Below are 14,460 nucleotides of genomic sequence, written 5' to 3'. Positions count from 1 at the left end.
GAAAAACAATAATACCAACCAACGCGGCAGCGCCCTGCTGCCGCGCAGGGGCACAGCATGAATCGCTATCCGCTCTGGAAGTATATCCTCCTCGTCGTTACGCTTATTGCCGCAACGCTCTATACCCTCCCCAACTTCTTTGGTGAAAGCCCTGCCGTACAGGTCTCTAGCGCCCGCGTGACCGTCAAAGTCACCGACGCGATGATTCAGCAGGCTACCGAGATCGCCACCGCCGCCGGGGTTAAACCGATCGATGCCTACTTTGAAGCTGGCTCGGTCAAGTTGCGCTTTAAAGACACCGACAGCCAGATCAAGGCCAAGGATGCGATTCAAGCCAAACTGGGCAACGATTATGTGATTGCGCTCAATCTGGTATCGGACACTCCGGCCTGGCTGAGCAAACTGCACGCTAAACCGATGGTGCTCGGTCTGGACTTACGCGGTGGGGTGCACTTCCTGCTGGAAGTGGACATGAAAGCCGCCGTGGATAAAGCACTGGAAAAAACCGCCGGCGATGTGCGCCGCGAATTGAAAGACAAGAAAATCCGCTACGGCAAAATCAGCAAAGAGCGTGATCGGGTGGAAGTACAATTGCGCGACGCCGAAACGCTGGTGGCCGCAAATAAAGCGCTGACGCCGGTATTGGCCAATCTGACCGTGAGCCCGGTCAGCGCCGATGGCAATTACAAGCTGGTGATTAGCTATCCAGCTGCGACCCTGCTGCAACTGAAAAACGACGCGGTTAAACAAAATATCACCACCCTGCACAATCGGGTGAATGAGCTGGGCGTAGCTGAGCCAGTGATCCAACAGCAAGGTGAAGGCCGGATCGTGGTGCAGCTGCCGGGCGTGCAAGACACCGCCAAGGCCAAAGACATTCTCGGCCGCACCGCCACACTGGAAGTGCGTCTAGTGGAAGACGACCAAGCCAAGCTGACCGAAGCCCTGAATGGCAATGTACCTGCCGGTTTCGAGCTGATGACCGAGCGTCGTGGCGAAGGCAAAAGCACCCCAATCCTGGTGCGCAAAGAAGTTGAGCTGACTGGTGAAAACATCAATGACGCGCAAGCCGGCTTTGATGAAAACAACGGCGCTGCTGTGCACTTGAATCTGGATTCAACCGGCGCTCGCATCTTTAAAGACCTGACTCGTGAAAACGTGAACAAACGCATCGCGATGATCTTGGTAGAAAAAGGCGTGGGTGAAGTGGTTACTGCGCCAGTAGTGCGCGGTGAGATTGGTGGTGGTCGCGTACAGATTTCTGGCTCGATGAATACCGCGGAAGCCAACGATACCGCCCTGCTGCTGCGCGCGGGTTCACTGGCTGCACCAATGAATATCGTTGAAGAGCGCACCATCGGCCCATCACTGGGTAAAGAAAACATCAGCAAAGGTTTTAACTCCACGCTGTATGGTTTCCTGGCGATTGCCGTCTTTATGGTGATCTACTACCGCGTATTTGGGGTGGTGTCGGTACTGGCGCTGGGCGCGAACTTGTTGTTCCTGATTGCGTTGCTGTCACTGCTGGGCGTAACGCTCACCTTGCCAGGGATTGCCGCGATTGCACTGACCCTCGGGATGGCAATTGACTCGAACGTACTGATTAACGAACGGGTCCGTGAAGAATTGCGCGATGGCCAAAGCCCACAAGCGGCAATCACCAACGGTTACAAACACGCTTGGGATACGATTCTGGATTCCAATATCACCACGCTGATCGCCGGCCTTGCCTTGCTGATCTTCGGTTCGGGCGCGGTGCGCGGCTTTGCCTGGGTGCATTGCCTGGGGATTCTGACTTCCATGTTTAGTGCCGTATTTGTATCACGCGCACTGGTGAATCTGATTTATGGTTATCGTCGCCGCCTGGCTACGCTGGCTGTGTAAGGACGGGAAAGCATCATGATTGAATTTTTCCATGTAAAACGCGACATCCCGTTTATGAGCTATGGCAAGCTCACCACGGCGATTTCTCTGGCGACTTTTGTAGTGGCGGTGTTCTTTTTGATCACCAAGGGTCTGAATTTCGGGGTGGAATTCACCGGCGGCACGGTGATGGAGCTGCGCTATCAGCAATCCGTTGAGATCCAGCAAGTACGCCATGGGGTTGAAGCGCTGAAATACGGTGAAGTGCAAGTGCAATCGCTGGGCACCACCAAAGACGTGATGGTCCGTATCCCCAATATCAAAGACAAATCCAGCGCTCAGCTTTCAAACGAAGTACTTAATTCCTTGAAAAAAGAGCGCCCAGATGTCGAGCTACGCAAAGTCGAGTTTATCGGCCCATCAGTGGGTGACGAGCTGTTTAGTCACGGTCTGACCGCGCTGGCGCTGGTGTGTGTGGGCATTATTGCCTATCTGATGATCCGCTTTGAATGGCGCTTTGCCTTCTCGGCCATCATCGCCAATATGCACGACGTGGTGATTATTCTGGGCGTGTTTGCCTTCTTCCAGTGGGAATTCAGCCTGACCGTACTGGCCGGGATTCTGGCGGTATTGGGCTACTCGGTGAATGAGTCGGTGGTGGTGTTTGACCGGATTCGCGAGAATTTCCGCAAACCGAATCTGCGCGGCAAAACCGTACCTGAGATCATCGACAACGCCATTACCGCTACCATGAGCCGGACGATCATCACCCACGGCTCAACCGAGGCCATGGTATTGGCAATGCTGCTGTTTGGTGGCGCTGCGCTGCATGGCTTTGCAATGGCCCTGACCATTGGTATCGTCTTCGGGATTTATTCATCCGTACTGGTGGCCTCGCCTCTGCTGCTGATGTTTGGCGTAACCCGCGATAGCATGGTCAAGCCAGTGACCGTAAAAGAAGAAGCAGTCGTTTAATCTGCAGCTGATTAAATAGACCGAACGCCGGCTGTGGTCGGCGTTTTGTTTATGTATCGCACAAGGATCAATGATGGAACACTTTATCGATATCTTCCTGCATCTGGATGTGTACCTAGCCCAGCTGGCCCAGCAATACGGCCCTTGGATTTACGCCATTCTGTTTGCGGTGATTTTCTGCGAAACCGGCTTAGTGGTCACACCATTTCTGCCCGGCGATTCACTGCTGTTTGTGGCCGGAATGCTGGCCGGCACTGGCGCCATGAATATTCACTTTATGGTTGTGTTGCTGTTTATCGCCGCAGTACTCGGTGATGCACTCAACTACACCATTGGCCGCTACTTCGGGCATAAATTATTCGCCCGGCCAAACTCGAAGATTTTCCGGCAGGAATACCTGCACAAAACGCATGAATTCTTTGAAAAATATGGCGGCAAAACCATTATCATTGCCCGCTTTGTGCCGATCGTGCGCACCTTTGCCCCATTTGTAGCCGGTATGGCAGAGATGACCTACCGCAAGTTCTTTGCCTACAACGTGATTGGGGCGGCACTGTGGGTGGGCTCGCTCAGCTACGCGGGGTATTTGCTGGGCAGCATTCAGTTCATCCAAAAAAATCTGACCATCATCATCTTGGGGATTATTTTCATCTCCATCTTGCCGGGTCTGATTGAAATCGCAAAACACAAGCTGGGTAAAGCCCAAGCTTGACGAGAACTATGGCTGAAGACTTTTACACCGACAAGGCGGCCGTGCGCGCCGCCTTTGACAAAGCTGCGGCCACCTATGACGCGGCCGCCGTATTGCAGCGTGAAGTGGTTGAACGCATGCTGGAGCGGCTGGCGCTGATCCGCTTGCAACCCAACATCGTCGTGGATGCCGGCTGCGGCACGGGGTATGCCCTTACAGGCCTTAAGCAGCAATATCCTCAAGCCCATACCCTGGCTCTGGATCTTGCTCCCGCCATGGTGCGCACGGCGCTGAACAAACACAGCCAGACGGGCCTGAGTAGCCTGTTTGGCCTTTTGGATAAACAGCGGCCATGGCCGCTCTGCGCCGATATCGAACGACTGCCTTTGGCCGATAATTCGGTCGATCTGATCTGGTCTAGCCTCACGCTGCAATGGTGCAATACACCGGATCAGGCCTTTGCCGAATTTCAACGCGTACTCAAACCCGGTGGCCTGCTGATGTTTGCCACGCTGGGCCCCGATACGCTCAAAGAGTTGCGCACTGCCTTTGCCGGCATTGATGGCCATGAACATGTGAATCGCTTTATCGATATGCATGATTTGGGCGATGCGCTGGTGCAGCAAGGCTTTGCCACCCCGGTGATGGATATGGAATACCTCACCCTCACCTACCAAGACGCCAAATCGGTGATGCAAGACCTCAAAAGCATCGGCGCCAGCAATCACATGCTAGGCCGGCGTAGCGGCCTGCTGGGCAAAACCGCCTGGCAGCGCGTACAAGCGCAGTACGAGCCGCTGCGCCGCGATGGCAAACTGCCTTGCACTTATGAGGTGGTTTACGGTCATGCCTGGAAAAACGAACGCCAACGGCCACAAGGTCAGCGCGCCGACGGCAGCCAAATCATCGAATTTCGTCCTCGCCCGCCGCGCTAAACGGCGCTCGGGTTTATTACTTGCCCACACCATCGATCATGGCTATTGCTCCTCGCTATTTCATCACCGGCACCGACACCGAAGTGGGTAAAACCGTGGCCACCGCGCAGCTCTTGCGCGCACTCAATCAAGCCAATATACCCGCAGTGGGTATGAAGCCAGTTGCCTCAGGCTGTGTGCTCCAGGGCGACATACTGGTCAATGAAGATGTAGAACTGCACCGCGCCGCCAGCCCTATTGCAGCGCCTCCAGAGCTCAGCAACCCCTATCGTTTTGTGCCACCGATTTCGCCGCATTTGGCGGCGGCAGAAGCCGGCGTGAACATCGATCTAGCTCATCTATTGGCCTGCGCTGAGCAACTGCAAACCTACGCCCACACGGTACTGATTGAAGGTGCGGGGGGCTGGTTTGCGCCGCTGAACACTCAGGCGCGCATCGCTGATCTGGCCGTGGCCCTCGAGGCGCCGGTGATTCTGGTGGTGGGTATGCGGCTGGGATGTATTAATCATGCCCTGCTCAGTCAAGCCGCGATTGCGGCCAGCGGTTTGTCGCTGGCCGGCTGGATTGCCAATCGGGTCGATCCAAACATGCAGCGCTATAGCGACAATCTGGCCTATTTGCAGGTGAACATCGCCGCCCCGCTGCTGGCCGAAATCGAGCACAGCCCAATGGCGGCGCAGGCTTGTCTCAATCCACAAGCAATCGACCGACTAAAATTGCACAAGCTGTAAAGCTCGCTTACCATCAATTTAACGCCTTACCGATGACTGTTTACATGCGCTGTTTGTTGTCTCTGTTTTCCTTGCTGGCTGCGGCTTTGCTGCTCAGCGCCTGTGCTAAAAAACTCACCTTTCAGGGGAGTGACATAAGCGACTCGCAAATCGGCCAAAATTTTACCCTGCAAGATCAGCACGGCAAGCCGCGCCAACTGAGCGACTTTCAAGGCAAAGTGGTGGTGCTGTTTTTTGGCTATACCTCCTGCCCTGATGTCTGCCCCACCACACTGGCCGAGCTGCGCACCAGCATGCAGCAACTGGGTGATGCCGCCAAAGAGGTCCAGGTCTTGTTTGTGAGCGTTGACCCCGAGCGCGATACGCCGCAACTGCTGGCGCAATATGTGCCGGCATTTAATCCCAGTTTTATTGGTTTAACCGGCAGCAAGGCGCAGATTGATGAGACCGTCAAAGCCTTTCGTGCGGTCTATCAAAAACAAGGTAACGGCCCGCATTACACTGTGGACCATACCGCCGGCACTTATCTGATCGACCGCAATGGCCAAACGCGTGTGTTGGTCAATTATGGTGCGGGAGCCGCCGTCTTTACCCACGATATCCGCCAGCTGCTGGAACAGTAAGCCATGAGCGAACAAGAACCCATCGTCCATCAGCCGATTAGCGACAAAGAAGACATCGCCCAGTTTCTGTTGCGCACGCCGCTGGAAATTGCGCATGTATTCCGCGCCCTGATTCAAGCCAAAACCAATGTTGGCCTGTATTTCAATGCCGGGCGCGACATGATGATTAGCCGTGTGCTGCAAGTTGATGTAAAAGAGAAAGTCTTCATCATTGATATTGGCAGCCACGATCCGACCAATCAGGCTTTGCTAGGCACCACCAAAGTGCTGTTTGTTACCGACCTGGATGGAGTAAAAATCCAATTCAGCACCGATACCCCGCGCAGGGTGAATTTTGAAGGCAAACCCGCTCTGCAGCTGCATTTCCCGGCCGACATGATCAAACTGCAGCGGCGCGAGTATTTCCGTCTCACCACGCCGATTACTAGCCCGTATACCGTGAGCCTTAATCGGGCCGGCAATGCCCTCACACTTGAGCTGCACGATATCTCACTGGGTGGGATGGGTATCTGGCTAAAAGATGATCAGGTAGGGCTATTTGAAACCGGGCAGATTTTGCAGCAGGCCAGTATCGACCTAGGCCCCACTGGCCGCTTCCCAGCTGATCTGCTGGTGCGCAATCTGCACCCGGTGCAATTACGCCAAGGCGCGCCACGCTGGATGCTCGGCGTGAGCTTTATGGAATTAAGCCGCGGACAGGAATCGGCCTTGCAACGGCTAATGGTCCAGCTGGAACGAGAGAAAAAAGCCCTGCTCGGTTAATGAGTGCAACTTAATATTATCGCGCCCCAACTACCGATCAATGCAGAAGGTATAGCGCTGCAAGCCATATTATCCAATGCTTGCAGCCCAATACCCCAAACTAAGCCACTAAATTACCAGCGAATCCGGGGTGTTAGCACCGCGATGAGCAGCGCTGCCACGCCAACCACCGCCATACCCCACGCCATGCTGGAATGATGAGCCACAAAACCAATCACTGGCGGCCCCATCAGCGCACCAATCGAGCCCATCGTCGTCACAGCAGCGAGAGATACCGCCCCTTGTTGCGCGGCAGCGGCGTACACACACGGCGAAACGGCCGCCATGCCGATGCCGACTAATGCAAAGCCCAGCAGCGCGGGCACCATGCCACCGATCAACAGCGCCACTAATAAGCCGCCGCCGGCCAATGAGCCTCCCCAGAGCAACAGTCGGGCCGCACCAAATTGCGTCCGCCACTGATCACCAAACCAGCGGGCAATAAACATCGTGACCGAGAAAAAGGCGATGCCCAATGGCGCCCATTGGGCCGATGCTCCGGTTTCTTCTTTCAGATACAAGGCCGACCAATCTGACATCGACCCCTCCACGATGGTGCCAAACAGCGCCATCAAACCGAGCCATAGTGCAATTCCGGTGGGTAAGGCAAAACGCTTGCCACCTTGCTGCGCTTGCGCTTGATCTGCATGCAGATGCGGAATCGATACCGCTACGGCCGCCCATAAAATCAGCGCCCCAGCCAGAAAATGGGGCCACACCCCAGCGCCAAATTTACTCAGACCACTGGCAAACAGTGCCGCCAGCAAACCACCGAGGCTAAACACCGCATGCAGCCGCGACATAATCGCTTGCTTGCCAGTGGCTTCCAGCAGCACGCCTTGCGCATTCATACCGACATTCAGCAAGCTTGCCAACACGCCTTCTACCGCCATCACGGCAATCGCCAAGGAGTAGCTTGGCGCCGCCGCTAAACCCAGCAACACCAATGGAATCAGAGTGCAGCTAATCAGGCAGGCGGTTTTCGCACCATAGCGTTGCAAAATTTTGGCTGTCAGCGGAAAGGAAAACACCGCTCCTAAGCCACTGGCCAGCAGCAAAAAGCCGACTTCGGCCGTGGTGAGGCCCAATTGCAATTTCAGATCGGGAATCCGCGAGGCCCAAGTACCAAAGTTGAAACCCAACACCAGGAATAAGGTAGCGACAGCCAGCTGGCTACGACGAAGATTGCCGCTGTGTGCAGCGAGAGGGGAATGAGTCACGAAAGATCCGTTGATTGAGATGCGGCCCCAGCCGCAGGCGGCTCGGGCTGGTTTTGCTCAGCTAAATAGCTAAAATCTGGCGGCAGGATGTCTTCACCCCGCTCCAGCATGTAAATAAAAGCCAGTAATTCTGCCACAGCCCGATACAGTTGCGGAGGAATCTGGCTATCCAGATCCACCTGCATCAGTAGCGCCACCATTTCTGGCGAATCATGCACAAATACACCGGCCTCTTTGGCCTTAGCGATGATACGCTCGGCCAATAGCCCATTGCCCTTGGCCACCACACGCGGGGCGCTCTGCCCTTCGCGATACGCCAGGGCCACTGCGCGCGCCAATCGTTCAGGAGGCTTGTTCATTGCTCGCCTCCGATGCCTGATATTGGGCCGCCGCCAAACTTAAGCCCGCCGCGGCAAAACGGCGCATCACTTCCGGTTGCTGTGCACGGAGTAATTGCAAAGTTGCAGGGTTTTCCGCCTGAAAGCGCAAATTAAACTGACCATCTTGCAATTGTGCGATAACCGTTACACTGCCAAGGCGTGGTAAATCCAGTTGCAGACGGGTTTGCCATTGCCGGCTAGCTGCCTCGGCGCCTTGCGCTTCTTTGTCGTTTGCCAGCTCCAGCTCCCAACGTAACGGCTGACCGGGCCAAGCCGCGCCTTGCCAAATCAAAGGCTTGTTTTCGACTAGCTCGAGCTGCTGCCGTACGAGTTGCTGCAAATTCGCTTCCGCGACCTTATCGCTTGGTGAACCAGCACTCGCGGCCATGGCCTCGGGTCTGGATTGGGGGTTGCTGGCCGTAGGTGCGGTCAGCGTTTCTTTAGGCGCAACGGGCTGGGCTGGGTCCGCTGAGGCCATGCTGTGCAGCCGCGCTTGGGGCTCCGCCAAGATCTGCGGCAAAGCACGCTCACCATTCACCCATTGCGCCTGATGTGATTCATAAAACAAACCGCTTGTTGCTAAGCGCTGCGCCAGTTGCCCTGCCAGGGCTTTGGGATCGGGCGCCTGTGTAAACAAAGGGTCCGCACCTTCAATCAATGCGGCCGCTTGCGCTCCGCCCCCAGACTGCGCAAATAGGCTACTGATCAGCGTGGCCCCTTTGCTGAGCGCTACATTAGCGGGCTGCTCTAATATCGGCTTGGCTAATTGCTGGGCTTCAAGCCGAAAAGTCAGCTCGGGGCTCTTTGCTAGCACCGTGAGTTCAAACTGCTGGCCGGGTTGGGTATTGCGGGGAAGATTCAGATCGAGCAACTGATTTTTAATCAGCACAGCAAAACGGCCATTATTGAGCTGATTGGTGACTAGGGCCTGCACTTTTTCGCCGACGCTGAGGCGAATATCATCCGGTGCGACCTGAACGGACTCCAGCACCCCCTGCTGAGCACGGAGATAATTGCCAACCAGAGTTGAGGCTGCGTTAGCCGGGAACATAATCAGCCCTTATAAACGCCTCGGTAAATGGCCACAATTAAATCTGCCTCGGCCCGTGATAGTTGGCATTCAACCATCAAGGCATCAGCATCTGCGCCAAGCTGGGCCATGCGGATTGCCTGGTTGTAACTCGACTCCGCCTGAGCGGTGGGTGCAGGAGCAAGCTCAGGTTCTGCAAGCGGCTGTGCGGCGGCCTGCATGGCACTCAAGCGGACTTTAAGAAACTGCACTTCTTCTTGCAGTTCTTGCACATGGCCAGCCAGCTCTTGCCAGCTAGTTTGGCGGCGCAACTTCCACCAAAACCACAGCACCTCTGCCGTATACACCAGAACCACTAACAGGAGTAATAGTGCCGCACTGGGCAGATCAAGAGTGATAGTGGTCATGACAGCCTCAGAATCGGACTTGATAAGCGTTGTGGACTTTTTGTTCCGTGTTCAGATTAGACAGTAGACGAGCTAATTCGGTTTGCCAATTTTGCAAGACGGGCTGTAGAGCTTGAATAAGCTCGTCGGTCCGTTGGATGCTGACAGCTAGCTGTTGCTGTTGCGTAGGGTTGAGTCCACCCAATGCTGCCGGCAGGGATTGCATTTGCGCCACGAGTGCAGGCAAGCGCTCATGCAGCTCATCCCATTGCTCAGTACGTGCCAAGGCTAAGGTTTGCTCCAACTGCTGCTGCAGTGCGTAGTGGGCGGCGATGGTTTGTTCAAACACGGCCATATTGCACATCAGGCGTGGTAGTTTGCTGGTTTAAAGCTGGGTCGTTGCCAATTTTTTCCCATGACTCTTTCAAATCACTGAGTAGCTGGGCTGACAGATCGAGTTTTTCTACGTCATTGTGCAAATTGGCTTCGAGCAAACTGTAGGCGATGAACTCGTAGAGTGCATCTAAATTAGCCGCCATTTCGCCACCCGCTTCGCGATCCAAACTAAGGCGCAGGCCATCTTCGATAATGGCGATGGCTTTGGAGATCGATGCGCCTTTGGCGGCAATGTCTTTATTATTCAGATGCAGTTTCGCCAAATGAATTGCTTTGATGGCCCCTTCAAATAACAGCACGATGAGGCGATGCGGCGAGGCCGTATTCACATCCGCATCCAAGCTTTGACTGCCATAGGCCATCATGGCCCGGCGCATATTGGCACTCATGCAAGGCCTCCTGCTTTAACTAAACTTTGGCAAATTGGCCAATTGTTGGGCCAGCGAGCTACTGGTTTGCTGCATTTGAGTCAGCATGGTATCCAGCGCTACATATTGTGCCCGATAACGCGCCTCAATAGCAGTCATGCGTCGCTCAAAATCTACTTTTTGAGTCTGCACCTCTTTGACTGATTTATTCAAAGCGTCGAGCTTAGTGCCAATAGTGCCTTTGCCATCTAGCATTTTGGTCACTGCTTGGCTTAACTGGGCAGCAAAACCTTGCGAAATTGATAAGGAGCCACGCTCACCGATTGCACCACCCAGCACGGTGAGCTTAAAACCATCATCGTTATACAGCTTTTGGCCATCCCCTTTCAGCACAACCCCATTTACGGTACCAGCGACATCCGTACCTTGGGTACTCGCACCTGTGGCTAGCCCCAGATCACTACTAGCCGTCGTCACTAGTACTTTCGAGCTTTGGCCATAGCGGTTGGACGTAATGCTAAGCTGATTACTCGCATCCATCGAGACCACCACCGAAGCACTGGCCGCTTTTAAAGTCGCATCAGAGTTAATCCGCGTCTGGATTTCTGCCTGCAATTGTGCAGCAGTATAGGTACCTTCTGCCAAATCGACGCTAACCGACTTATCATCAACTTGCAGCGAAATGGATTTATTCGCACTGGTAATCGCAATGGATCCAGCGGTAAGATTCACTGGGCTAGCACCCACAAACTTGCCCTGAGTCGCAAGGCTAGTGATTTTCAGGTCGTAATTACCAGCGGCATATTTGCCCAGTGAGTCTACTTTAATCTGGCTATCTGACAAGCGCCCATTGGTAGCAAACAGGCTAGTCACCCCTTCCGGATCATCTGCCATGGCTTTATTTAGCTTGGTTTCATCCAGCTGCATCACCCCATTTTTGTCGATTGAAATCCCAACCTGACTCAGGCGCTTCATATCACCGCCAGTGAATTCCAAGACTTGATTCATCACCTCACGCAATTCCATCTCGATAAGGCGTGGAGTAGATTCACCATTGAGCACTTGGGCGTTATTCGACTGCCCGACTTGAGTCTTCGAGGTATCAGCTTTGGTCAAATCCCGCATGGTCTTGATGAGATCATTGTAAGACTTAACCATCTCTTTCAGCGGTGCGCTGATTGAGGCTGCGGATTTATTCACTTCTAGCCGGACTGGCGCGGTGGTTACTTTTTGCAGCGTGAGGGTGATGCCATCAATGGCATCAGTAATACTATTGCCAGGCTTGGTGATGGTAATGCCATCGAGCTTAAAAATCGAATCTTTAGCCGCCTGATTTTGCGTCATATTATTGACTGGCACAGTGGCGGCTGGGTTGTAGGCTAGCGCGGATAAGCCCGTAGCATCCGTATTGGTGGGAGCACCACCCGCTTCAGCCACGGTAATGCGCATACTATTTGCCGAACCACTTTCGTTACTTGATAAAGCCAAGCGATAGCCGGTGCCATCATTAACGATACTGGCTGTAACACCGCCTTTGGCCTTATTGATCGCATCACGCACCCCTTCGAGGGTGTTATTGGTAGCGTCGATGGTCACCGAAAAAGAGGTGCGTTTAGTATTTGGTGAGAAACCACTGCTATACGAGCCAAAATCAAAGGTCAAAACGCCTTCGCCCACCACATCGGTAGCTTTACCGTAAATTTGGCTAGCTAGCTTTTGCGAAGTTGCCAGTTGGCTAACTTCAATATCATATTTACTCGCTTGAGCAGTGTTACCCGCCGAAATCTTAACCGATGCATCATCCGATGAACTAGCGGAGGTCGAGCCAGTGTAGGAGGCAATATTATTCAGCTTGCCAAGCGAAGTTTGAAAGCTGGAAAGAGAACCTTTAATGGTGCCATAAGCACTCAGTTTTGCTTGCAGGCCGACCTCTTTGACTGTCATTTTCTGCAGCGGCTGCCGCTCGATCGACATCAACTGACTCACAAGTCCGTTGATATCAATCCCGCTCATACCACCCGTGGTAATAGCCATGATTTAGTCTCCTGCTGAGCTGGTTTGCATTAGGCTTTATCGCGAACTAATAAACCCTGCAAACGATCAATTGCTTTGGCAATATTTAAAACTTCTTCAGACGGAATTTGCCGCAGAATTTCTTTCGAGGCAATGTCAATAATTTTGACCGTCCGCATCTTGGTTGCTTCGTCGGTTGAGAATTCCAAGCCAACATCGCGATTCATTGAGCTGATCGTCTCATTGATTTTTTTGACCGCGTCATCCAGTTGCTTGGCTTGTTGCTTAGGATCTAGGGCTTGCACCGCATCGGAAGCGACTGCAACTGCAGGTGCGGCAGACTCCGAGCGTAGTCCAGATACAGCCACCTGGCGCTGACCTTCGTCTTTAAGCATTCCGGGTGTTTGGCTTAAGCCGTTCACAGAATTGATTTGCATGATCATCACTCCTTATGCGGATATGCCCCGAGACCGAAATCCCGGGGCACGCAGCGTACTACTTCACAGCATACTCAGGGCTGATTAGCCACGCAGCAAGCTCAGCACCTGGTTCGGCAAGGCATTTGCCTGTGCCAGCATTGCAGTACCGGCCTGTTGCAGCACCTGAGCACGAGTCAGATTGGCGGTCTCATTCGCGAAGTCGGTATCACGAATCCGGCTGCGAGATGCTGACAAGTTTTCAGAAGTAGTCTGCAGGTTTTTGATGGTAGTTTCAAAGCGAGACTGGGCTGCACCGTAGGTGGCACGACTACTATTGATCGTCTGAATCGCCGCATCGACAATCCGGATCGCGCTAGTCGCTTTTTCTGCGGTAGAGATATCCAGTGTATTCACTTTGTTCGTTTGATCCGCAACACCGGTACCAAAGATGCCGGTCGCAGCATCAGTGATACTGAAGCCGTTTGCTGAATCCAGTGCCACATAACCCATAGCTTTCAGACCTGCGGTACCTGAAGTACCTGCTGCAATCGATGCTGAAGCGCCTTTCTGATAGGTACCATCGTTTTGAATGCGGTCAGCTGAGAACACAAGACCAGACGCACTGCTTGCTTTGCTACCAATCTGCAGATTAGCACCAGTAGAGTTTTCCAGACGAATCTCAGTACCATCTTCAGAAACTTTTGCGGTCACGCCAGTTTGTGAAGAAACTTTATTGATTTCAGAAACCGCTTGCGCCAAACCTTCAGAAGTATTGGTATTGCTCACAGAGAACGACACAGTTACTGCTGAAGTATTGCTTGAAGTTACTTCCAAGCTGTAAGCACCGGAGGCACTAAAATCCAGAGTCGCCAAGGTACGAGCCGATGCACTAACGCCGGTTTCACCATTCACTGCGTTGATTTTGTCAGCCAGTGTTTTAGCTGTATCAGTTGCAGTAACGGCAACGTCTTTAGATTTGATACCACCGACGGTGACAGTGCCCGAAGTATAGGCTGTGGCACTTGTTGGTGCAGCTGCAGAAGCAGAGGCAAAAGTACTCAGACCGTATTTATCGGTACGAACGTCAGCAGTGCCCACGTTGATGGTTTGATTGGCATTGGCACCCACTTGGAATGACATTGAGCCAAAAGAGCCATTCAACAGTTTCAAGCCGTTGAACTCAGTGGTATTAGAAATACGATCCAGCTCGGTAACCAGCTGAGACACCTCAGAATTCAACGCCTGACGGTCTGAACCCGAGTTCGAACCATTCACAGACTGAACAGCCAGCTCACGAATACGTTGCAGGATGTCGCCTGATGATTGCAGCGCGCCCTCGGCAGTTTGCGAGAGTGAGATACCATCATTGGCATTACGACGGGCTTGGTCCAGACCTTTGATCTGGCTCGTCATCCGTTCTGAAATCGCCAGACCAGCAGCATCATCTTTAGCAGAGTTAATGCGCAGACCTGAAGACAGGCGAGTCAGCGAGGTTGAAAGCGCAGTACCAGTTTGCGCCAGATTACGCTGCGAATTGAGCGACGGTACGTTGGTGTTGATTACTTGCATGATTGTTCTCCTTGGAGAGCGTTATTGCTTTCGCTTACGGACGCACCGCCGCGTCCTTGT

General features: G+C 53.5%; 16 protein-coding genes. 7 read left to right on the top strand and 9 right to left on the bottom strand.

Annotated elements, in window-relative coordinates; translation table 11 throughout:
- The first annotated feature begins 57 nt into the window (after window positions 1-57).
- From secD to G482_RS0103755, 7 genes are all read left to right on the top strand, one after another.
- Window positions 58-1,884, top strand: coding sequence for a protein translocase subunit SecD (gene secD / locus G482_RS0103785; RefSeq protein WP_028448916.1), 1,827 nt, complete (start codon window positions 58-60; stop codon window positions 1,882-1,884).
- 18 nt (window positions 1,885-1,902) lie between these two features.
- Window positions 1,903-2,838 (top strand): protein translocase subunit SecF, encoded by a 936-nt coding sequence (gene secF, locus G482_RS0103780; protein WP_028448915.1) that lies wholly within the window; start codon window positions 1,903-1,905, stop codon window positions 2,836-2,838.
- A 70-nt stretch (window positions 2,839-2,908) separates the two neighbouring features.
- The gene (locus tag G482_RS0103775; protein WP_034618688.1) at window positions 2,909-3,550 is read left to right on the top strand and encodes a DedA family protein; all 642 of its coding nucleotides are present in this window, start codon (window positions 2,909-2,911) and stop codon (window positions 3,548-3,550) included.
- 8 nt (window positions 3,551-3,558) lie between these two features.
- Window positions 3,559-4,464, top strand: a complete 906-nt coding sequence (gene bioC / locus G482_RS0103770; RefSeq protein ID WP_028448913.1) for a malonyl-ACP O-methyltransferase BioC — start codon at window positions 3,559-3,561, stop codon at window positions 4,462-4,464.
- A 38-nt stretch (window positions 4,465-4,502) separates the two neighbouring features.
- Window positions 4,503-5,195, top strand: coding sequence for a dethiobiotin synthase (gene bioD, locus G482_RS0103765; protein ID WP_028448912.1), 693 nt, complete (start codon window positions 4,503-4,505; stop codon window positions 5,193-5,195).
- A 44-nt stretch (window positions 5,196-5,239) separates the two neighbouring features.
- On the top strand, window positions 5,240-5,818 hold the full coding sequence (locus G482_RS0103760) for an SCO family protein (RefSeq protein ID WP_245575237.1): 579 nt from the start codon (window positions 5,240-5,242) through the stop codon (window positions 5,816-5,818).
- A gap of 3 nt (window positions 5,819-5,821) precedes the next feature.
- Window positions 5,822-6,580: a flagellar brake protein gene (locus G482_RS0103755; RefSeq protein WP_028448910.1), complete on the top strand. Its 759-nt coding sequence runs from the start codon at window positions 5,822-5,824 to the stop codon at window positions 6,578-6,580.
- Window positions 6,581-6,693: 113 nt separating this feature from the next.
- Here the strand turns inward: G482_RS0103755 and G482_RS0103750 are convergent, their stop codons facing one another.
- From G482_RS0103750 to G482_RS0103710, 9 genes are all read right to left on the bottom strand, one after another.
- The gene (locus G482_RS0103750) at window positions 6,694-7,839 is read right to left on the bottom strand and encodes an MFS transporter (RefSeq protein WP_028448909.1); all 1,146 of its coding nucleotides are present in this window, start codon (window positions 7,837-7,839) and stop codon (window positions 6,694-6,696) included.
- The gene (locus G482_RS0103745) at window positions 7,836-8,198 is read right to left on the bottom strand and encodes an EscU/YscU/HrcU family type III secretion system export apparatus switch protein (protein ID WP_028448908.1); all 363 of its coding nucleotides are present in this window, start codon (window positions 8,196-8,198) and stop codon (window positions 7,836-7,838) included. Before G482_RS0103745 ends, G482_RS0103750 begins: the two co-directional genes overlap by 4 nt.
- Entirely contained in the window at window positions 8,182-9,270 is a 1,089-nt protein-coding gene (gene fliK / locus G482_RS0103740) for a flagellar hook-length control protein FliK (protein WP_028448907.1), read from the bottom strand. The genes G482_RS0103745 and fliK overlap by 17 nt, the downstream gene beginning before the upstream one ends.
- Before the next feature lie 2 nt (window positions 9,271-9,272).
- Complete coding sequence (locus G482_RS19395; RefSeq protein ID WP_028448906.1) at window positions 9,273-9,656, bottom strand: DUF2802 domain-containing protein; 384 nt, start codon at window positions 9,654-9,656, stop codon at window positions 9,273-9,275.
- Window positions 9,657-9,663: 7 nt separating this feature from the next.
- Window positions 9,664-9,984, bottom strand: a complete 321-nt coding sequence (locus G482_RS0103730) for a flagellar protein FliT (RefSeq protein ID WP_169721048.1) — start codon at window positions 9,982-9,984, stop codon at window positions 9,664-9,666.
- Window positions 9,977-10,420, bottom strand: a complete 444-nt coding sequence (fliS, locus tag G482_RS0103725) for a flagellar export chaperone FliS (protein ID WP_028448904.1) — start codon at window positions 10,418-10,420, stop codon at window positions 9,977-9,979. The genes G482_RS0103730 and fliS overlap by 8 nt, the downstream gene beginning before the upstream one ends.
- A gap of 15 nt (window positions 10,421-10,435) precedes the next feature.
- A complete protein-coding gene (fliD, locus tag G482_RS0103720; RefSeq protein ID WP_028448903.1) occupies window positions 10,436-12,433 on the bottom strand; it encodes a flagellar filament capping protein FliD in 1,998 nt (665 codons plus the stop codon).
- 29 nt (window positions 12,434-12,462) lie between these two features.
- Entirely contained in the window at window positions 12,463-12,849 is a 387-nt protein-coding gene (locus G482_RS0103715; protein WP_028448902.1) for a flagellar protein FlaG, read from the bottom strand.
- An 84-nt stretch (window positions 12,850-12,933) separates the two neighbouring features.
- Entirely contained in the window at window positions 12,934-14,400 is a 1,467-nt protein-coding gene (locus G482_RS0103710) for a flagellin N-terminal helical domain-containing protein (RefSeq protein ID WP_034618684.1), read from the bottom strand.
- Window positions 14,401-14,460 lie beyond the last annotated feature (60 nt).

The sequence above is a fragment of the Chitinibacter tainanensis DSM 15459 genome (assembly GCF_000429785.1).
GTDB classification, from domain to species: Bacteria; Pseudomonadota; Gammaproteobacteria; order Burkholderiales; family Chitinibacteraceae; genus Chitinibacter; species Chitinibacter tainanensis.
The sequence above is the reverse complement of the archived record's forward strand: the minus strand, read 5'-3'. Positions and strand labels throughout refer to the sequence as shown.